Raw genomic sequence first — 21,888 nt, 5'->3', positions numbered from 1 at the left:
TCAATTCATAAAAATCATAAAATATATAAAATAGATGTAAAAAATTTAGGAGATTGATAGAGAAGATGCAGACGAGATGTCATATAGCATTGGAGGTATGTGATAGATTCGGAATTTAATAGAAAAATATGGATTTTATATTTTCTAGTTGCTATAATGGAAAATAAAGTATTAACCCTCACCTGATGATGCAGATCCTCTACTAAAATAAGAACAGATACGTAGCTTCTCTCTCCTAACAAGCACACAGCCCATCACATAATATGTATCAAAATTTTTCACACTTTCTATTAAAGGAGGTTACCTTTGGGAGCATTTTAGATCTAAGTTCCCGTCTTTCACCAATCGGGAGTAGCGTTAACCATTATAAAGAACATAGGAGCGTGTCCAATGATCAAACAACTTTTCCCCAAATCTATTCGAATTCTTATGGCTTGCTTGTTGATTCTTGCATTTGCCGTACCAACGACGGCTTCTGCCGGCTATATCGGAGATAAGCTCACGATCGGCCAAAGCATGGCCAAAGGTGACTATCTTACCTCCCAAGATGGTAGATTTTCAGCCATTTGGCAGAATGACGGGAATTTTGTCATCTATCAGAATGGTTCTTCTCTTTGGAGTAGCGGTACCAGTAACAGTGGGGCTCTCACGTTCAAGTTTGAACCACAATACGGGAAACCTGTCATGTATAAATATGGCATGAAGTATCAAGATGTTTACCAATATGGTTATCGCTTTGGATTCAACCATGCCACAGGTAAATTCGAATATTACACCGGCTGGGGATGGGATCAAGTTTTGATGATTGATACTTCTGTACTGATAGCTGCTTGGTCTCCCAATACCACCTCATGGATTCCAGGTCATCACGGAAGCAGCTTACCGACTAACACAACGGGTGACACACTGGTCATGCAAAGTGATGGGAATTTAGTTCTCTATAACACAACCCTGACCAATGACTATTATCCTAACAGTTGGATTCCTGTCTGGGCTTCGAATACAGGCGGGCGCTAAAAGGGAAACGAACTCGAATGTTAAAGAAAGATAAAAAAGAGTCGCATGATTTGCGGCTCTTTTTTGTGTCTAACGTTTTTGGGTCCACTCACCAATATGTATGCATATAACCAGATAGTAAAAAAATCTGAGGAATCTAATTAGATCCCTCAGATTAGTTTAAGATAGCGTGCACTTATTACTAAGTTTGAGTGTATTCGCGATGAAAAATTACCACAGATCTTCCGGGATGTACTTGATCATCGTTTCGGAGCCATCTTCATTGATCTTATACATATGGGTTCTTGTGGCTTCCTCGATATGTCCATATGACCATTTGTCCAAACGGTTGTCCGGATATGAAGGTTCTGATCCAGTCAGAGGACCTCTATACAGCATCCCATTAATCATCTTAACGGCTTCCTCTCGGGTAATCTGACTTCCCGGTTGGAAAGAAGAATCCTTATACCCTGATACGATACCGAAACGGAAAACTTCATCGATAGACTGCTCTGCCCAGTTTCCCTCAATATCTGTAAACGAGCTGATTCTCAAGATAGGGTCCATCTTCAGCTCTCTGGCAACGCCGAGATAACGCGCAATGGCTGTAGCTAGCTCTGCTCTTGTAATGGGCTGATCCGATCTGAATGTATGATCTGCATAGCCTTTGAATATCCCTTTATTTGCAACTGCTTCGATATAATCGGCACCCCAGTAATCCGTAGCGACATCGCTGTACAGCTTGATGTGTCGAACCTCTTCTTGCAAATGAAGCGTCCGCGCAAAAATAGCTGCAATCTCTGCACGAGTGATGAGCTTTTCAGGTTTAACTTTACCGTCTGGGTACCCCATAATATATCGATCATGTTTGTGCTCATAACGGTTAGAGTACAACATCACTTTAATCAAGGACGTATCGTCCTGCGTATTCACAAGCGTAAGCTTATGATCTGAGCCGACCACAGCCGTAACAGAAGCATAGTTCTCGCCCTCGGTCATTTCGTTAACCTTTAGTTTAAATGTCAGTTGGCCACGTGTGTCTCCTGCCAGCTTACCAACATTCCATTTTATTTCTTGGCCTGTAACGACGCCGCCGTTTGCATCAACTAAACTCAATCCCGTCGGGATAGTAGCTTTAACATACAAGCCATCAGCCTCAGTCAACGTTTTATTGGCGTAAATCACGGTGAAGGTTAGAATATCGTCTTCTCTGCCCTTCATTTTGTCCACAAGGATAGCTGTGGCAAGATCAATGGGCTTGGTCGTTATGGTCTTAGGTGGTACAGGCTCAGTCGTTGTGACTGGCGGCCCTACAGGATCAGTCGTTACAACTGGAGAGCCCCCTCCGTTGGATGACGGCAGTGGCGTCATGCTAAAGTCATACAGTACGATCTCCGTACCTACATGAATTAGTGGCTGGTTCGTATCGACAACTCTGCTGTCGAAATCTTTATATCCTGCCTTGGTCGCGGTTAAGTAGTAGTCCGTATGCGGAAATACCATGAACGCATATTGCCCAGTCGCATCACTCGTCTGCGGGTTCGCGTTATCCGCTGGCGGGAAGCTGCTCACAGGTGGCAAGTTGACCACCGTTCCGTTGCTGTAATGAAGCGTAACGATTGCACCGGATACTGGATGACCCGTCACCGAATCGGTAATTGTACCGTAGGGGTCAATGAGCACCTCATTAATGCTGATTTGTCCGTCTGAACTAATTTGAATATCAGCATGACCAACAACAACAGGTTGTGTTCCACCGCCCGGGAGCGGAATATTATAGATGACATCGGCAGTGTAGATGCCCTTAAGTACACTGTCGATATTAAATATTCCATTAGAATCAATTTGGCCTGTATGAGCCCCATTGCCGTCATTGATCAACACCGTGTAACCGCCGCCCACAGTTCCGTTGAGCGCCAGGGAGCCGCCCTGCGATGTTTCTACCAAGACAACACCAGCGACTGTTTTATTCCCCTCAAAGGATCGACCATCCACACTAGCATTGACTGGAACACTCTGATTAAACGTGACGGATTTTTTCTGTCCACCAATCTCTACTTGCTTTGTAATGGATACATCGTATGTCACATTACCCTGCGGTATAGCTAGGGTGTATGCTCCATCGCCCGCTGTAACTGCAACAGCATGAAAATCAGTAATACCATCACCATCAAAATCTTTGCTCACTTTAATCAAAGCGCCTGCTACGGGGCGACCCGCTTGGTCTGTGACGATACCCGTAATAACACCAGGGGTGATCGTAATATGAATCGTATCACTCACGTAGAGGTCTCTTAGGCTATCAGCAACCGTTGCCGTTAATGGAATAGATGCAGATTCCGTACCGCCAAGTATAGCCGCCGTGAAGGTTGTAGTTGCGATTCCGTGTGCGTCCGTCAAGACGCTTATCGTATTCAAGTTCCCAGCAAAATGGCCGTATGTTGTATCCGGCACTTTAAATACGACTTGAACCCCTGCCTGAGGATGACCCTCTTTATCAGTCACCACCGCCTTAAAGACGGATGTTGACGCGCCGTTACCAAGTATGGACGACGGGTTGGCCGTCAATATCATTTCAAATTCGACAAGCTCAAAGTCTTGGATGACCACTCCATTCGTATTAACGTTGACCTTGGATACTGAGATTTCTCGATGAGCCAAGCTGTACTTATCGCTAATCACTTCTAGAATATATTTATTGATCACGACATTTTCAAAATTGTATTTACCATTTGAACCTGTCGTGAACCGCTCCTTCTCTTTACCTGCAAGGTCACGTAAAATGACTGTTGCTTCGGATACCGGGTCTCCGGTTTTCTTATCCGTCACCGTTCCAGCAATGCTCGGGTTGGTAATTGTGATCGTCACCGTAGCTATGTTGGACTGACCTGTTCCGTCAGAAGCTTGATACGTGAACGTCACACTTCCTGATGCTTCCTCTTTTGCCTCAAACGTGAATGAGCCATCCGAGTTGGCCGTCAGCGTACCCTTGCTTGAGTCGCTAACTGAACTAATATTCACTGCTGTGAGCGTATCGTTCCCTGCGCTAGTATCGTTGAGTAAAATTCCTTTTTCCGCCGGGACGGTAAGTTTACCCCCTCTTGCAACCTGATAGCTGTCATTCTCGGCAACTGGCGCCGCTCTAAATTTTGCATAATAGTCTCCGGCTGCTTGAACAGTAAATGTATATGACGCATCCGTGCTTACTGGAATACCTGTGCCTTCTTCGTTCTCATACCATCCCACGAATGAATAGCCCAGACTTGGGTTAGCCGCAATTGTTGCCGATTCGCCAAGCCCATAAACATCGTCACCATTAGTCGTGCCCCCGACATTTCCAATGACATGTGTATTGATTGGCAACGTAATTGTGATCGTCACCGTAGCTACACTCGAATAAACGGTTCCGTCAAAGGCTTGATAGGTAAACGTAACATTACCGGAAGCATTCTCCTCCGCAATGAACGTGAACGATCCGTCAGGGCTCACATTCAGCGTGCCCATGCTTGGATCACTGATTGAGCTGACATTCATCGCCGTAAGCGGATGATTCTCATCATCGGTATCGTTCGTGAGTATACCTGCCTCAACTGGAACAGTGAGTGTATCTCCACTCTTAATGCGATAGGTGTCATTCTCCGCAATAGGCTCATGCGTAGAAACTGGTAGAGTAATCGCAATCGTCACCGTAGCTACGTTTGACTGGGCGATGCCATTGTCTGCTTGGTAGGTAAACGTCACGTTACCAGATGCTTCCTCATCTGCCACGAATGTAAATGATCCGTCAGGACTTACATTCAGAGTGCCCTTGCTCGGGTCGCTGACAGAGCTGATAGCCGCCGCCGTAAGTGGACGTCCCTCCGCATCCGTATCGTTCATCAAGATGCCCTCTAGTGCCGAAACGGTGAGCGTATCTCCTCTTAGGACACTATACGTATCATTCTCCGCGACTGGCAGCATAACATATTTAGCATAATAGTCTACATCAGTCTGAACGGTAAAGGTATATGCTGCACTTGTACTTACTGGAGTACCAGTGCCTGCTTGGTTGTCATACCATCCCACAAATGCATATCCTTGATCTGCGCTTGCCTTAATTGTTGCAGAATCACCAATATTGTAGGTGTTATCCCCTTCAGTCGTACCTCCAATGGCTTCGATGACATGCGTGGTGACTACAGCTGTTGTCACTTCCGTTACATTGGTAGTTACTGTATTAGAGCCAAGATTAATCCCCGAAATTACAGCATTGTCGCTGATCACAGTTTGCGGTGTACCTGGTGCCGTTTTCGTGAAGCTCAGCACCTTACTGCTATTCGGGGGTACATCAATTCCCGTTTGTGTTTGGCCCTCACTCGTGACACTAAGACCTGTTTTTGTCGTATCCGTATAGTTATAGATTGTAACTGTGTAGTTTATTGATCCGTTGGTCTGAATCGTTGCGGGACCTGTCTTGTCAATCCCCATCTTCAGATCAAGCTTACCGTTGTTTCCAAGTCTCATCGTCGCTCTTCCATTATTCAGTGACTCCTCGGTTACATAGGTTGCACCAATTCCATCTGTTTTGGAGATCGTCTGCTTACTCGTTAAAGCAAGATAGTAAGGGCTGTCCGTAGGCGGGAAGAAATAAGCCGCTGTCTTGGCCCCATCCATGGAATTACCTGAATTCAGGTAGCGAGATATGTTTCCTACATTATTAGGAGATACCTGAAAAGTGGGTTTTACTTTATAGTTGAGTGCAAATGATCCGTCTGTTGGTGCACTATATTCTCCCGACTTTGGGCTTGTCCGGTTCTTGAAGCGATAAATATGCCTTTGCATATCTACTGCGTCGATATACCAATTGAGACTGGTAACGCCTGCGACTGTCTTAATGACGGCTTTACTTCCGTATCCAGCAAATTGATACGCTGTACCACCGTTTATAATCGTAGTTGCATCCACCGTTGCAACAGCGTCACCGATCTTCAACGTGGACAGATCAACATTAAAGTCCTCGCTAATTTCGTCTGCAACAACAATTGCACTTGCTATATCGGCTGTCTCTGAGCCAAGATCGGTAGTCTCCGGTATATTGAGAAGCGGAAGTATGGTCGTAGTAGCTTCTACATCATTGGCCAACCCCGCAAAAGCTGAACTGACAATGTCATAGGTTGGAGCGAATGTGTAATAATTACTGTAAACAAAAGAATCTGCGTAGTTAAAACCATTTGGTGCCTGAGCAGCATACGTTTTCAGCTTGTCATAGGTATTCTTTGCCGTACCATAGTTATAACTACTGTCTTCCTTATGATCGTTGACTCTTTTCGGGTCAAGACCTGCCCATGCGTAGACTGGCTGGCTACCACTATATGGTCCATTAATTGCCGTTGTGGAACCCAGTCCCACTGTATACACTTTGGCTTTAGTGGATTCTCCTCCATTGTATGCAGTGTACTGATTATCTAAAAGACCCTTCATATATGCGCCTGTCAGTATAGTCAGCGCAGCAATTTCCGGATCACCTGTATTGGCCAGACTGGTACCGGCAGTAGCTGGTACGTATTTGGTAGCATCAGTGCCACTTTGATTGTAGTTTGCTATCGTTGTAGCTTCGGTTACCGCATTTTGAAAATCAGTTTCAAACGATTTGCCTTTGGGCGAAGTATACCATGCCTTCTTGGCATGAATTGCCGCCCCATCTGAAAGGAGGAACAAGTAAGGCTGGCGCTTAGGTCCCGTACCCTTACTTCCCACACTGCTCATCGTCTTGGAGACGCCATACATGATACCGTCCTGCGTTGGCGTACCTGCCCCTAGCGAGACTGGCGACTTCGTTCCAACGGCCGTACCATCCTTGACTAAATTGCTGTTCAATGTGATGTTTTGGTTCGATGTTGCATAGTTCAAATAATCTTCCGTTCCATGTCCTGAACTAAATACGTAGTGTCCTAGTTCCATAAACGTGCCGAGGTGGTTGGAGCTAGCGGATCCTCCAAACCAATAAACCGCAACGCGGTTATTGGGATTGGCGTCCATGACTGTGCGGATTGCATCGTTGGCTGCCTTGGCCATCGCTTCGACACGATAGTACACACCAGGTCCACCTGCTGTTTCTGCTATTTCTCTCCCATTTAGATTTCCCATAGACGAACTCATGTCCAAAATAAAGGTTACGTCCGCCGCAGGACCGTCAGCATTGCCGCTCCCTCCGACACCTGGATTGGTCGAATTTGCCGTCATATATTCTTGTGCTAACGCTGACAATTTGACATTAAAACTGCCATCACCCTCTGCCGTAACACTCTTGTCAGTCCAAATACGTCCGTCTGATGCAGCTGTGCCAAAACCGCTAGGTGGCGCATCCGTCACCGGGTCGGCAGTTAACTTGACTTGGTACTGGTCGTAGTTCGTCTCCGCCATACTCGGAGCGATTGCCGCATTGGCCACTGATCCGTCTAAAGGAGCAAGACCACTAACCCCAAATATAAGACAGACCGTAAGCGCAATTGAAATAAATTTTCTAAAGCCATTGTTGTTCATACTTAGTGCCTCCGTACAAAATTGAAATGTAATGATTCCTAATACAGCAACGTTCTTGTATATCTTCGTCCACAACCTACCCTGTTCAAAAAAGAACTATCGCAACATTTATTACCTTCTTCCCATCTCCAGATATATTGCGAGTTTTAGTATAATCATTAACTCTAAACAAAAACTGAACAAACTCGTATGACATCATTTCGTTCTGTTTCTCCCAGATCATTTCTAAAGCTGCTTCTAGGGTAATGTTCATGTGAAACTATTGGCACTTGTATGGGATTAAGAATTCAATGATTATTTTAGATTAGTGGAAATAGAGGCCTGATCTGTGGTGGGGACAGTTTTTAGAGTGGTGTTCTTACTGTTTTTTATATTAGACTAATAATTAACATATACAGGATGTGATTATTTGACAGGAATTATAGGTGTTTTAGTCTTAATCATAGGATTAATTATGGCTATTTGGCCTTACTTTGCTTGGTATGTACGACTGGGATGGAAGTTTAAAGATGCGGAGCCAAGTGATTTAGCACTAAGTGCCGGACGGATCTCAGGTATTGTGTTTGTGATTGTCGGTTTTATACTGATTGTTTCAAGTTGCTCCACAGGAAGCGGAGCGGACAGCAAATGGGCAGAACAATTTAAAGAGAAACTTGATGCAGGGCAAGTACAAGAAATCAGTATCGGCATGAGTAATCCCTCCATATTAAGCGAGGAAGAAAAAAATACGGTTATCCAAATGATACAAGATGCAGAACTTAGACCTTTTGATGCAGGTAATGTGATTGGATCGAACAATGCTGGAAAAATTACATTTACAGACGAAACGAGCCTAGAAATCGTTATTTTCGGACCTTCTGGAGGAATCGAATTGCATCCGATGGCTACTGAAAAGGAATTTGAGATAATGAGTGAAGAGTTAAAAACTTGGATTCACACAAATTATAATGATTAGTAGTGTCATAAAATTTTTGAAATTGCCCTCCAAGCAAAAGTGATCTGGAAGCTTACTTCCAGATCCTTTTTTTCATATTGAGGCTTTGAATTCTTATTTTCACATCAAGCCCTAATGAATATATCAGGGGTAACTAATTCTTATTTCGTTTGTTAACTTCAATCGCAATGAACTCCGGCAAATAATTAGGAGTACAGCCCTTTGATACCATTTCATCTTTATAAAGACCTGTATTCTCACCAAGTCTAATACAACGAGCACGATACTTTTGATCATAAATGCCTACCCAGCCTGCAATGAAATTCATAGCCCACTGAACTTCCGGCTCTTCCTGCGTGATATTAGCTTCAATTGCAGATAGTAAGTTCTCGGTGTTATCAGGAGGCGTTTGTCCAGTCCATCTCAATCGCGCTTGATAATACCAGAAAGCTCGCCTTTGAAGAGCAGAAGGGCTACCTTCCCATGACTCCATCAATGCAATGGTCTTCTTGTCTTTGGTGAGCTGATTAGCCATTAACCAATCCATTAAATTATTTCGCTCATCAAAAGTGTGAGTCTGCATATCCTTATCAAGCTTATTTAGCACTTCTTGTGAGAGAAGTTTTTTATCCATAATTAAGATAGCTAACAGTCTGGGCAAAAACGCTTCTGTTGACCAAAGTTCCATAGCTAGTTCGTGATCTTTTTTTATGTCCTTCGCGATTTTTCGTAAGTCGCCTAACTTAGTTTTACTATTGATCTGTTGTAGAATGTTCTCTGCTTTTGAAGAGCATTTCATTTCTGTACTTTTATTATTATTCATTTGATACAACTCCTTTATTAAAGCGCTACTTCATCATAATTAACAAATAAATGCGTTAGTCTACTAAAAGGAGAATTGCCTTGCTATACTAAGAATGCTACACAACTGGATGCAGGCAGCCATTACGATAAACATAGTTAGAAAGGAAACCCCATGAATAGTTCCTTGAAACAACTAATAAAATCACCCACGTTTCCCGGTGGAATTATAACTATTCTTATATTTTATCTAGATTACTTTCAATTCGAACTTGTTGAGAAATTTCTACTGTTTGCGGCTTTCGTCATTGTACCTCTTGTGATTCTACTTTTGAACCATGACGCAAAGAATAAACATCAACGACTGATTTATGCCGCTATGAAATGGCTTCAATTTCCCGCCGCGCTTCTTACCCTGGCCTCGGTAATGAGTAGTAAGATGTGGGGGTTAGAAAGTACGGAAATTCCAGGGATTCTTTCTCTTGGATGGCTACTGTTCACACTGTTGCTCGGCATCTATGGCTTGACCACGATTGTGATTTCTAAAGGAAAAGCAGCGGAAATAGCGATTGGCGCTGGGCTCGTTTACTTTTTTATCGGGGGGATTTGGTTTACCTTATATCAATATCAATTTGACCTTTTCCAAGCTAATCCTGCAACGCACGCATTAAGCTCGGTTCACTTTCATTTTTCATCTGCGATCGTGCCGATTTTTATTGGTGCACTGGGACGCATCATGACGAAGAAAAGCTGGTATCCCTGGGTTGTTGCCATTGATATCATCGGACCAATCTTGATTGCTATTGGTATGATTTTCTCCAAGCCAATTGAATATATTGGTGTCACTCTGTTCGCCTGCAATATTGTGGTTTACACCGCTTATCTCCTGGCTTATTTGAGGAAAAACGCTTTGGATATTAAGGCAGCCTTCTTCTTGGGCCTTTCTTGCCTAGCCTTTTACACGGTTGTTGTCATTTCCATCTTCTATCCGTTACTGAAAAATATGTACTCCTTAACCATACTCAATTTTATTCCCATATATGGATCTTTGCATGCATTTGGTTTTGTCTTATGTGGACTGATTGGTTGGGTGTTTATGGTGGACTTCATTAAGGAAAAGGCTAGCCAATCGGCTTCATAGGAGTAGTTTAGTCAGGTTCGTGCTATAATAGTGATCACATAAATAACATTCATCATTCTGCCGAGATGGCGATGATTAAGGAGATTGAATTTTGACGAACAACCATGATACTGGAGCAGTGAACGAACTACCGGAAAACTTTGAAGAGCTCAAACGAGCGGCTAATCGGACGTCAAGCTGGAGAGACAGACTAAATGCGGTGAATGAATTGGGGAACTGGGACACAGAACCAACCGTTAAGTTACTGCAGCAAGTTTTGAAAAATGATCAAGTGTTTCAAGTGCGCGAAGCCGCATATCAAAAGCTCAAGCAGTTGGATGAAGATGTACAAATGCCTGCCAAAAACAAAAGCGAGCTGTTTAAAGGTACTAACAAAATTTTGCTACGGATCAAAAAAAGCCTTCCTGAAGGTCACACATTTGAGGAATTTAAGGAAAAACTGCAAAAGACACGTTTGGATCTCTATGATACTTACGAGGGCGACAAAGATGCTGAGTTCGACTCCTGGCTCCATGGAATTTGGGAGACACTAGGCAGAAGATAGCCGCCGGTCCCGTATAATAGATAAGTACAAAGCCACTCCAAAATGGAGTGGCTTCTTTATTTCTTATTTTGATTGCTACCAGAGCTAAGTTAAAGCCCGCCTTCCATTTCACATGTACATTCCCTTTACGATACGAAATGGTCTGATATAAAATTTATTCTGGTATATAAGGAAGATCCAATGTCTTCGGAACGTTGATGACATGTTTTTCGGTATACGTGCGGATCCCTTCCGCGCCGTATTCACGGCCAATACCCGATTGCTTGAAGCCGCCGAATGGGAACCGAACGTCGAGTCCCTGCACAGCAGCGGTATTGATCATGGTCGTTCCAGCTTCGAGTTGACGTGCGACGGAGATGGCATCCTCTTCTTTGCCCCACACCGAACTCGTCAATCCATATATGCTCTCATTGTGTAGATGAATAACCTGTTCTTCATCGTCAAATGGCAGAATCGGAACCGTCGGACCAAACTGTTCCTCCACCACAATCGGATCATGAACATCGCAACCCAAAACAAGCGTAGGTTGTAAGAAGTAACCTTGGTCAAACAGCTTCTGATCCAGAATTTGCCCAAGAGGAATGACCTTAGCCCCGCGCTTTTGCGCATCTTCCACCAAACCAAGCACATAATCCTTCTGTTTCAGATTATTAACCGGGCCTACCGTCGTATTTGTATCAAAAGGATCACCAATTCGAATCCAGCGATTTGCCGCTTCTATATATTTTTCCACAAACGCATCATAAATGGAACGGTGTACATATACACGTTTGGCGATCATACAGATCTGTCCTGTTGTCAAAAAATTAGAAATGACAATCCGGCGCATCGCTCGCTCATCATGAACATCAAAGCTTTCCAAGAAGATCGCCGCATCATTGCCACCAAGCTCAAGCGTCATATCCTTAATCGTTTCCGAAGCTGCTTTAATAATATGCTTAGCAGTCGCGGTTCCACCTGTAAAAGCGATCTTCGTAACATGAGGATTCGTAGTCAGTTCAACGCCCACATCCGCATCACCATGAACGACATTGATTACACCAGCCGGGAACTCACTCGCAATAATCTCAGCCACCTTCGCTGCCGCCAGCGGCGCGTATGGACTGGGCTTAAGCACAATCGTGTTGCCCGCAAGTAGGGCAGGAGCAATCTTAATCGTAGACAACGCAATGGGATAGTTCCATGGACAAATCGCTGCTACCACACCAATGGGATCGTAGGAAAGAATCGTTTTACCATTCTCATGCGTTTGGATCTCTTCCTGTAGAGCCGATGTAACTTCATTACAAGCAAACTCCATCCACATTAACGAAACATAAATTTCACCATGTGCATCATAGAGGGGCTTGCCATGCTCTCTGGACAGCAAATGCACGATTTCATTCTCAGCTGCTCTAATCTTCTCGATCGCCTTGCGCATCATGATAATGCGTTCATCAATGGAGGTTTGCTTCCAGGTTTTAAAAGCCACTGCTGCCGCTTCAATTGCGGTGGCCGCTTGTTCTTTCGTAGTGACAGGGAAATAGCCTACAATCTCGGTTGGGTTGGCCGGATTTTCTTTTGCTAACTGCGAAAGGGATTTTACATTTTGACCATTAATGAACGCTTCAACGATAACTGTCTCTTGGTCTGCTTGCGTCGTCATTTTGCATCCCTCCGTTATTTAGATGGATTAATTCCAAACTTCTTCTGCAATTTCCTTCACATAACGAAGTTTACGCCATTGTTGTTCTTCTGTTAAAATATTGCCTTCTTCCGTGGAAGAAAAGCCGCATTGTGGGCTCAAACAAAGTTGCTCAAGTGGTACATAGGTTGCCGCCTCTGCAATCCGAGCTTTAATCTGTTCTTTATCCTCTAACTCGCCTGTTTTCGAAGTAAGTAAACCAAGCACGATTTTCAAATCGTTTCGATTCACATATTGTAAAGGCTCGAAGCCACCTGAGCGCTCATCATCAAACTCTAGGAATAAACCATCTACGTCTAAGCCACCAAAGATAACTTCCGAAGCGTACTCGTAACCACCCGTTGAGAAATAATTTGATTTATAGTTACCTCGACAAATATGCATCGTCACAACTAAATCTGCCGGTTTGTGAGCCAAGGATTCATTAATCATTCGCTGCATCGTTTTCAACTCTTCCGCCGGTTCCAGACCTTTAGCACGCAGCTTATCGTGACCAGCGTCTGAGAATAGGTCTGCCCAAGCGGTATCATCTAATTGCAGGTATCGACATCCCGCAACATAGAAGGCTTGAATGGCTTTTTGATACGCCGCAATCGTATCCTGAAGGAATTGCTCTCGGTCCGTATAGATATTAGCGCCATTTTCCAATCGATATAGAAGCATGTTGGGACTTGGAATGGTCTGTTTCGCCACTGCGTCACCTGCATGATTTTTCAAAAATTTGAAGTCTTCAACAAAGGGATGACTCGAGAAATCAACTTTACCCACAACACGAATCCCGCCCTTGCGCGTTTGCATATTGTGGAATTTTGGTCCGTCTATTTGCTCATACAACTCTACACCATCCAAGCCACCCAGAAAATCAAAATGCCACCAGCTTCTGCGGAATTCACCATCCGTAACTGCAGATACACCATTCTCCTTCTGCTTTTCAATAATTCGAATAATCTCTTTATCTTCCACAGCTCTTAATTCCTCATATGTGATGTTGCCTGATTTATATTGTTCACGTGCCTGACTTAAATCTGCAGGACGTAGAAAGCTACCTACATGATCATTGCGAAATGGTATCATAAGTATTTCTCCTTCTAACTTTTTAGTCTAATGAGTATAGCATGATGAAAAGGAATGCTTGTTATATGAAAAAAGCATGGCTGGTTATAGCTTTTAACAATATCTAAAGTTTCGAAAAACAAAAAAACCACAACCTCATAGGGTAATGATGTGGCTTACCTTATATCAGTATACCTTTAGCCCGACACCTGACTTCCTATCTCTCCCAATACATTTATTTTCTAGTATAATAACGAGATACAACAAACATTTTTAAATAGAAGGAGAGTTGTTATGGAATATCATGTATCCAACCATGGGAATGATCAAGGAAAAGGAACAGCCGATCAACCCCTTCGTACCATATCACGCGCTGCGGCTCATGCCATGGCTGGTGATACCGTTATTGTTCATGCGGGAGTATACAGGGAATGGGTTAACCCGGCGAATGGAGGAACAGCGGAGCATAGAATCGTATATCGATCCGCAGGAGACGGGGAAGTCGTGATTACAGGAGCTGAGCGGATTACCAACTGGAAGTCTGAAGGAGACCTTGTCTGGAGCACAGAAGTGCTCAACTCTATCTTTTCCGTTCGTAATCCCTTTGAGGTGGAGCTCAGTGGAGACTGGTTGTTTGACGGGCCTTTCCCGGTTCATCTCGGCGATGTCTATTTGGATGGCAAATCATTATATGAGTGCAATAGTGTTGAAAGCGTTCACAATCCTGAAGTTTGGCCCGAAGCCAAGTATCCCAAAAATTCATTGTTAAAATGGTATGCCGAGGTTGGTTCTACAACAACCAAAATCTGGGCCAACTTTGGTGGAAAAGACCCTCGTACGGAAAATGTAGAAATTAATGTACGTCCTTATTGTTTTTGGCCTGAGAAACCGGGACTGAACTACATCACCGTAAGCGGTTTTACTCTTCGTCAGGCCTCCCCCCAATGGGCGCCACCTACAGACTACCAGGAAGGTTTGATTGGACCTCACTGGAGCAAGGGCTGGATTATTGAAAACAATATCATCAGTGAATCCAAATGCGTTGGTATTAGCCTGGGTACCGAAATCGGTACAGGTCACAGCAAGTCTTTGGAGAAGCATAGTAAAGGTGGTACTCAACGCGAGCAGGAGGTTATTTTACGAGCATTACGCTCCGGCTGGCATAAGAATAACATCGGCAGTCACATTGTTCGAGGTAATGTAATTCATGATTGTGAACAGGCAGGTATTGTGGGTCATATGGGAGCAGTCTTCAGCCGCATTTATCAGAACCGTATTTATAATATTCACCATAAACGACTCAGACACGGTGCCGAAGTTGCGGGAATTAAACTGCATGCTTCACTGGATACTCAAATTAGCGAAAATATAATGTATAGCTGTTACCGTGCGCTTTGGCTGGACTGGCAGGCACAGGGCACTCGCATCAGCCGTAATGTATTTTTTGACAATCTTTCGGAAGACCTCTTCGTTGAGGTTTGCCATGGTCCGTATATGGTCGATCACAACCTATTTCTCTCTCCGATGAATTTCAGAAATATGGCTCAGGGCGGGGCATTTGCTCATAATTTGTTCGCAGGCCGATTTGTCGTTCGTTCCGAGATTACGCGTATTACGCCATATCACTTCCCTCACGAGACGGCCATGGCGGGATACTCCAATATCACTGGGGGCGATGACAGGTACTACAACAATATCTTCTTGGGTGATAACGATGCGAATAAAGAACCTGTTCCTATTACCTTCTTTGAGCATCTTCCCCTTAAACCAAGGGATGAAGTTGGAGAGGACGGGAAGACGGTCATGGACGGGGTTCCGGATAATTCCATATGTTATCTGCATGCTGCTGGACTTGGCGGCTACGATCAACATCCTGATGTGAAAGATAAGAAATGGTGGGAATACACCAAAGAGGAACTTCTTGAGCTTGGCGATGCGGCGAAGGATTTCTTTATAGGCAATGCCGTACTTCCTGTAGCTATGGGTGGAAATGTATATCTCAACCATGCGGTTCCAGGTACTCACGAATCCGATGCGAAGATAGTTGCACAGAAGGGCATAAACGTTGAGATTGATCCCGCGCTTGGTAAGGTGCACATTCAGATCAATGATCCCGAATTGCTTCGAGGAGCCTCTGCCTTGTTGATTACCACGGACCTGCTTGGAAAGACGTATCACGCCAACATGAAATTTGAGGAGCCGGACAGCACTCCATATCATTTTGACTCCGACTTTTTCGGAACAAAGAGACCCGATGCAGAAGTTACATCTGGTCCGTTTGAGTTAAGCGAGAAGGGTAATGTTGATTTTGATATTTAGTGTATGATTGAAGATCCAGTCATTTTAGGTGATTGGTCTTTATCATCTTTAAAGCCTCTATTCCGCTAATCGGGATAGAGGCTTTTAATTGGTGAACGATACTCTGTTTTCTTTCGAGTAATCTCTATTTTTATCAAGAGTATTCCGCTGTTACTTGTGGTACGGTTTAGCTTAACGGGGTTATCGGCGAAAAAAAACGAGAGGAACTGCTACACAGCGATCTGCTGATTCCGTTCAGCTATCGTACCTATAGTTGCTCACGCCATATTGAATTGAATGTCGAACTTGAAGGTAAATTGAGGGTGAGGTTATGTATGGCTGAGTACAAAGATAACAGGAATTTTAACTTTTTATTACAACACCTAGAATATCATAACACCTACAAAAAGACGTTCAATAATGAGGAAGAAGAAAGCAAGAAACTCATCCATTTTATAATTGATCGTCCCGGTCGCGTCGCAGGGAATCCCCCTCCGCTGCTCAGGGTACGATTATCTTCGGTTTCGTGGATTGATGCTTCAATCTATATAGAAATTATGGGGCAGCTGGATTGCACTTGCTATCACCCTGGAAACAGGGGTTCTGCTCGGAGCTGCATTTTTGTGGAAGCGTAATTTGTGGTTCGCCATAGGACTGCACTTTGCTTGGAACGCACTTGAAGGTGCGCTTGGCATTCCTGTGTCCGGACTCCCTGCGGCCGGGTTGTTTACGGTGAAGGCTAACGGCGCGGCATGGCTTACGGGGGGGAGATTTTGGCCTGGATGGCTCTATTGTTACAATGATCCTGGAAATTATGATTGCCATTCCGATGCTGAGCGGTGCTGCACAGAAACGGCCATGATTTATTTCCCGCTATTTGGATGGAAAGTTGGAGCTTGAAAAGATTGTCCAGCTCATGAACTGATTCTATTAATTCTCATTGTACAGAAGGAGCGCATTTAGCGTTCCTTCTGTAGCTGGCAGTTGTGAATCATTGCCGCTGCCGCAACCTCATTCTGGAAATCACAGCTTCTATGACGAGCAGATTAGGAATCCAACAAACCCAAGCGACAACCCGAAACGCCGCCTCGAAATCGCCAAGCAGAAGATTCAGCGGCGCTAACCAGATTCGAAGCGTGACCGCTGCAAATGTAAGCCCATAACTGCGAAGCATCCATGCTTTATGAGCTTGGATGTCTTTCGCCATAATTTTTCTCGTTGCAATAAGCGTCGTCGCAACCCACAATACATCGAGCGACATGAACCCAAGCCCGGCAATCCAACCTCCCGTGGCAAAAAGGGATAAATACACACTCACGATTCCACTAACTGTAATCGAAAGAACATATCCATACCCCAATAGGCGATGCCAACGTTTCCTATCATTCGTTGGCTTCATAAATAGTTGAAAGGGTCCTATGATCAATGCAAATATCGCGGTAACAATATGGATGTATAGTACATAAATCCATGGTTTGAGTTCAAAATTCGGCTTTTGCAATTTGAAAGAGACAAGTCCTGCATCACTAGCTTTAAGCACGCCATACTGAACAATTGCGTATCCGGCAATCGAAAATGCAAGAATGAGAACGAGTGCCCGAATCATCTTAATTCCCATTTGAATTATCCTCCTCCGTTGATGCACCGTGAAGCTGTTGTCCCTTTAAACTCTATAGTGGCTATAGAGTCAATACCGATCTTCTCGATTAAGGCATCGGCCAGAAAGGGACATACAAATTCAACGCTTGTCGTGGTCAAGTTTCCTGCCGTACTTTTGGTGCAAACGGATCTTCGCTTCCTCCCAGCTTTACAGTTAGAAATAATACCCCTTCCGAATATCATCTAAAAGGGTAGGATGTACTGGTTTCCATCCTAAACGCTCCTGCGTCAACGCACTGGACGCCGGATTATCCGTTTTCGTGAAGGGTGCAAGCCATCCGAAATGTTTACCTGCTTCTTCAACCCCAATACCTTGGACCGGCAAGTTCAAATGGAGGCCCAAAGCCGTGGCGATCTCTTGAAATGGAATGCCCTCTTCGCTCACTGCATGAAACCGGGACCCTGCCGGAGCTTGTTCTAAGGCGAGTCTAAAAAGGCGCGCCGCATCCAGTAGATGCACGGATGGCCAACGGTTGTTACCGGAGCCTGTATAGGCGGAGAACCCCTTCTTGCGAGCGATGTTCACCAGATTTGGGAACAAGCCCGTCTTATCGCCTTCACCGTGTACGATCGGTGGGAGGCGTACAATCGAGGAACGTATCCCACGATTCGCCAAGTCTAGGGTGGTATGTTCTGAAATGATGCGTAATCCACCTTGCGATTGAGGATCCCCAGCGCTGGCCTCAGTTCCGAGACGGCCGGGAGTAAGCGTCATCGTAGGCATCGCGACGACAAGCGCCCGGTCACCGGCGGGTAAGGAGGTGCCAAGTGTCTCGATGGCTCGCCTATCCGTCTCAATTGCAGCCTTCATAAATCGCATCACTACATGACGAGGATTCCCTCCGAATAAAACCCTAAGCCGAGTTGGAAGGCTCGCATGCGAGAACTTGTGGAAGAAGGCCAAATGAATGACCCCGTCTACTGCAGTAGCCACTTTGCGCAAGCCTGCTAAATCCTCAATCGAACCGACTTGAACCTGGGCACCCAGTGCCGTAAGCGGTTTGCCGGCTTTTTCAGAACGGGCAAGACCAACCACTTGATGACCGGCATCCAGCAGTTCGCGAACGACCGCCCCTCCGATGAAGCCTGTCGCCCCTGTAACCAATACACGCATTTTCAGAAATCCCCTTTCCTATCGATAGGATGTTTACTCTTAGTATAGGGGATTGACTACTGCTGTCTTTGCCTTTTCCATCGGAGTTTTTGCCTGATTCAACAGATTCCGTCGCTTAAAAAGGAAAAATCCGCTAGGCTCTATGCCCGCGGAAATTTGAAAAGCCGTTTACATGTGCGTTTCACTTCAACTGTTGCTGGTCCTGACGCCACCTTGTGATATCTCTAGTTGGAGGGCACCCAAAAAATCGGCTGTAATCGCGGCTAAATTGGGAATCGCTCAAATAGCCTACACGCCGGCTCGCCGTAGTTGCGTCAATGGAGCTGGATAACATTAGACGCCTCGCCTCTTGCAAGCGCAGCACCTTTTGATATTGCAGAGGGCTCATCGCAGTAGCCGATCTGAAATACTCGCGAAACGACGATTCGCTCATATGGACCAGCTCCGCCAAATCCGCCACTTTCCACGGCTGAGAAAAGTTATTTTGGAGCCAATCAATCGCTTTTGCAACCTGCTGCATGCCCGATTCCGCCAGAACAGTCTCGGCAACATAAACACCGATTGGGCTACGGAGGATGCGGATATAAATCTCGTCTTTCACCAATGGAGCCAGCATTTGAGCATCATCGGGAGAGGACAGGCAAGCCATCAATCTTGCAGCGGCGTTCATCATAGCCAAGTCTGCTTCGATGACATAGCACGCACTGCGATTGCGAACCTCCGGTAATCCATTAGGAAATACCATCGGCAGCAACGAAGCAATCCTTTGCGGATCGAGGTATAGACCTATCCCCAAGAACGGTATTTGGGGGCTGGCCTGCATGATTTTCATCGCAACAGGCAAGGCAACGGGGGCAATATACATTCGCGAAGCACCATACTCATAAGCATCCTTGCCTACGGTAATTCGCTTATTTCCTTGCGCTGCAATGCAGATTACCGGTGAGAACATAGTGTGAACATCATCCGCCGCTTCTACTTGCGAATATCTGTTCACATACAGACCATGGATCGGTGAAGCATAGGTCCCATCCTGCGAAGTATGCGTGTAAATCAAACTTGCCAACCGAGCTGCTTCACGATCTAGCGCTGAATTGGCATCATCTAATACAGATACATCCTCATATTTGTCCATGTTCACAAGCAACTTCTTCCCCCTCAGATGTAACAGGATGGTAGGCATGTTCATGATACCACAGGCGCATCCAGAAAGCTTAAGCATTAAAGTTAAATTAGCATGGATATCTCAAGTCTACCCTTCTGCAAGTCCGAGGGGATTCCCTGCTAGCACGAAGCGGACAGCATTTCTCGCTATCGCCTCCCAATGTGCTTTACTTGTGGTACGGTTCCCCCCGATTTATCTTCACAGCGCGATAAATCTGCTCCACCAACACCAGCCGCATTAACTGATGCGGCAGGGTCATGCGCCCGAAGCTCAAGCGCTGCTTCGCGCGGCGCAGCACCTCATCGGAGAGCCCATGGCTTCCTCCGATGACAAACACGACATGGCTCGTCCCATATGTGCCGAGCTTGTCGATCTCCAATGCCAGCTCCTCAGAACTCCAGAGCTGGCCATCCAATGCGAGCGCGACAACATGCGCCTCGCTCTTCACATGCGCGAGGATACGTTCGCCCTCGCGCTCTTTCACCGCCCGAACCTCAGCTTCGCTCAGGGTATCGGGTGCCTTTTCGTCTGCGACCTCGATCATCTGAAACTTGATGTACGGGGCGAGCCGCTTGGCATATTCCTGAATGCCCAGCGTCAGATATTTTTCCTTCAATTTGCCTACGCCAATAATCTGAATAAACATAACAATCCATTCCTCCTAAATTGTCTTGCGAAATATTCTATAAGTAAGATGCTTCACAGCATCGTTCGTTCCAACTATATAACCTAAACTACGCATTTCTCCAAATTCTAACGAGATTCCCCGCACAAAGGCAAAAAGAGCGCTCATCACGCTCTCCTTGGCTTCTTGCTGTGATGTTCATACCGGATGGAAAGTCAGCCTGAAGCGCCACTTATAGTCACGCCTCCGGCCATCTAAGTCCTACAGTACGCTAAACGACGAGGAATTCCGCGTGCTGTTCGCACTCAGCGCACTTCGCAGGCGGGTCCCAATCGGCAAATTCCGTCTCCTTCAGATCAACGATATCTGGAGCGTCCTCATACTCATCGACAAACATATCGATGGCAATGTCCACGTGTTCTTTGCATACAACGTACATCCGTTAAGCATCCTTTCTGTAACCAGCTATGTTCCCGATTCACAACCGCGTATCCCATTACAGGATAGCCACTTCTCAGTTCTATCACACCTGCCACTGAAAAGAAACCCCTAGCCCTAATTTATCGTGCCCAACCTCCACCAAACCTCTCCATACGCCGTAAAAGAATACAAAAAGCATCCCTTCCAGATACCTCTACGGTACCTGAAAAGAATGCTCCTATAAAAGTAACAATCCAATTCACATAGCGAATGAATCTTGCTCCTGCGCCTGAATTACGAATACAGAGTTACTTATTCCCCTGTTCCATTCCATGAATTGTCTGTAGTCCATGCTCTTTACTTCAATCCCGACTGAGCCTTCGTCAACAGCTTCCCGCCTTGAAAAGCAATAACCGCATTGGCACCATTGCCGGCTGTGCCTTTATAGTTGTAAACGACCATATTCTCCGCTTCACTCAGCGCTTCACCTTCGCCACCAAGAATCTCGATAACATCTTCAACCGACATGCCGACCTCAAGCTTCTCATACTGGGCAAATGTAATCAGCACCCCATCGCCTTTCCCGGCCGATCCGTTGTTTCCTGATGCTACAGGTGTTTGACCACCTGCCTCACCTACCGCAATCACATTTGTACTCAGCTCACTCAACTTAGCCTCAAGCTCTGCGATCTTTTGTTCCTGCTCACTGCTCTTGGCTCCCTGCTCCACCAGTTTCTTCTCTAGTCCAGCAATCTTCTCTTGCAGAGCACTTGTATCCACAGCAGCTCCTGTTGTAGCTACCTCAGATCCACAGGCAGACAGCATAAACAGGGACAGCGCCAAGCTCGTTCCCCCAAGCATCTTTTTCCTCAATCGTTTCATTATTAATACCCCTTCCATTCTGAAATAAAATCAGATCGACAAACAGATGT

At 45.3% G+C, this 21,888-nt stretch carries 16 protein-coding genes; 6 read left to right on the top strand and 10 right to left on the bottom strand.

The features are described from left to right. Positions 1–390: 390 nt before the first annotated feature. Complete coding sequence (locus tag PAHA3_RS20495; protein WP_062836559.1) at positions 391–1,017, top strand: hypothetical protein; 627 nt, start codon at positions 391–393, stop codon at positions 1,015–1,017. Between the two features lie 210 nt (positions 1,018–1,227). Here PAHA3_RS20495 and PAHA3_RS20490 read toward each other — a convergent pair whose 3' ends face one another. Further along, on the bottom strand, positions 1,228–7,518 hold the full coding sequence (locus PAHA3_RS20490) for an Ig-like domain-containing protein (RefSeq protein ID WP_062836558.1): 6,291 nt from the start codon (positions 7,516–7,518) through the stop codon (positions 1,228–1,230). 409 nt (positions 7,519–7,927) lie between these two features. Here PAHA3_RS20490 and PAHA3_RS20485 point away from each other — a divergent pair, with 409 nt between their 5' ends. Next, positions 7,928–8,473: a DUF6199 family natural product biosynthesis protein gene (locus PAHA3_RS20485; protein ID WP_153028268.1), complete on the top strand. Its 546-nt coding sequence runs from the start codon at positions 7,928–7,930 to the stop codon at positions 8,471–8,473. A 133-nt stretch (positions 8,474–8,606) separates the two neighbouring features. On the opposite strand, the gene PAHA3_RS20480 is transcribed toward PAHA3_RS20485, so the two are convergent. Further along, on the bottom strand, positions 8,607–9,275 hold the full coding sequence (locus PAHA3_RS20480; protein WP_062836556.1) for a DNA alkylation repair protein: 669 nt from the start codon (positions 9,273–9,275) through the stop codon (positions 8,607–8,609). Between the two features lie 153 nt (positions 9,276–9,428). Here PAHA3_RS20480 and PAHA3_RS20475 point away from each other — a divergent pair, with 153 nt between their 5' ends. Both PAHA3_RS20475 and PAHA3_RS20470 read left to right on the top strand, forming a co-directional pair. Continuing rightward, positions 9,429–10,394 (top strand): YndJ family transporter, encoded by a 966-nt coding sequence (locus PAHA3_RS20475; protein WP_062836555.1) that lies wholly within the window; start codon positions 9,429–9,431, stop codon positions 10,392–10,394. Between the two features lie 91 nt (positions 10,395–10,485). Continuing rightward, entirely contained in the window at positions 10,486–10,938 is a 453-nt protein-coding gene (locus PAHA3_RS20470) for a HEAT repeat domain-containing protein (RefSeq protein WP_062836554.1), read from the top strand. Positions 10,939–11,092: 154 nt separating this feature from the next. Here the strand turns inward: PAHA3_RS20470 and PAHA3_RS20465 are convergent, their stop codons facing one another. After that, positions 11,093–12,583 carry an aldehyde dehydrogenase family protein gene (locus PAHA3_RS20465; protein ID WP_062836553.1) on the bottom strand — a complete coding sequence of 497 codons (1,491 nt, stop codon included), beginning with the start codon at positions 12,581–12,583 and terminating at the stop codon, positions 11,093–11,095. A gap of 27 nt (positions 12,584–12,610) precedes the next feature. Further along, a complete protein-coding gene (locus PAHA3_RS20460; protein WP_062836552.1) occupies positions 12,611–13,696 on the bottom strand; it encodes a 5-methyltetrahydropteroyltriglutamate--homocysteine S-methyltransferase in 1,086 nt (361 codons plus the stop codon). 273 nt (positions 13,697–13,969) lie between these two features. Between PAHA3_RS20460 and PAHA3_RS20455 the strand changes: the two genes are divergently transcribed. Both PAHA3_RS20455 and PAHA3_RS29970 read left to right on the top strand, forming a co-directional pair. Then, positions 13,970–15,994, top strand: a complete 2,025-nt coding sequence (locus PAHA3_RS20455) for a right-handed parallel beta-helix repeat-containing protein (RefSeq protein ID WP_062836551.1) — start codon at positions 13,970–13,972, stop codon at positions 15,992–15,994. A gap of 549 nt (positions 15,995–16,543) precedes the next feature. Next, on the top strand, positions 16,544–16,873 hold the full coding sequence (locus tag PAHA3_RS29970; protein ID WP_371327951.1) for a CPBP family glutamic-type intramembrane protease: 330 nt from the start codon (positions 16,544–16,546) through the stop codon (positions 16,871–16,873). Between the two features lie 91 nt (positions 16,874–16,964). Here the strand turns inward: PAHA3_RS29970 and PAHA3_RS20440 are convergent, their stop codons facing one another. From PAHA3_RS20440 to PAHA3_RS30935, 6 genes are all read right to left on the bottom strand, one after another. Next, on the bottom strand, positions 16,965–17,591 hold the full coding sequence (locus PAHA3_RS20440) for a DUF2306 domain-containing protein (RefSeq protein WP_082762925.1): 627 nt from the start codon (positions 17,589–17,591) through the stop codon (positions 16,965–16,967). Between the two features lie 195 nt (positions 17,592–17,786). Continuing rightward, positions 17,787–18,746 carry an SDR family oxidoreductase gene (locus PAHA3_RS20435; protein ID WP_062836548.1) on the bottom strand — a complete coding sequence of 320 codons (960 nt, stop codon included), beginning with the start codon at positions 18,744–18,746 and terminating at the stop codon, positions 17,787–17,789. 181 nt (positions 18,747–18,927) lie between these two features. After that, on the bottom strand, positions 18,928–19,881 hold the full coding sequence (locus tag PAHA3_RS20430) for an AraC family transcriptional regulator (RefSeq protein WP_062837073.1): 954 nt from the start codon (positions 19,879–19,881) through the stop codon (positions 18,928–18,930). A gap of 196 nt (positions 19,882–20,077) precedes the next feature. Continuing rightward, positions 20,078–20,557 carry a 23S rRNA (pseudouridine(1915)-N(3))-methyltransferase RlmH gene (gene rlmH, locus PAHA3_RS20425; RefSeq protein WP_017691463.1) on the bottom strand — a complete coding sequence of 160 codons (480 nt, stop codon included), beginning with the start codon at positions 20,555–20,557 and terminating at the stop codon, positions 20,078–20,080. A gap of 250 nt (positions 20,558–20,807) precedes the next feature. Beyond that, the gene (locus tag PAHA3_RS29965; RefSeq protein WP_017691462.1) at positions 20,808–20,975 is read right to left on the bottom strand and encodes a CxxH/CxxC protein; all 168 of its coding nucleotides are present in this window, start codon (positions 20,973–20,975) and stop codon (positions 20,808–20,810) included. A gap of 338 nt (positions 20,976–21,313) precedes the next feature. Then, the gene (locus tag PAHA3_RS30935) at positions 21,314–21,838 is read right to left on the bottom strand and encodes a hypothetical protein (protein ID WP_235599516.1); all 525 of its coding nucleotides are present in this window, start codon (positions 21,836–21,838) and stop codon (positions 21,314–21,316) included. Between the last annotated feature and the right edge of the window lie 50 nt (positions 21,839–21,888).

The organism is Paenibacillus amylolyticus (assembly GCF_001570725.1).
In the GTDB taxonomy this organism is placed as follows: Bacteria; Bacillota; Bacilli; order Paenibacillales; family Paenibacillaceae; genus Paenibacillus; species Paenibacillus amylolyticus_A.
This window is presented reverse-complemented; position numbering and strand designations above follow the sequence as displayed.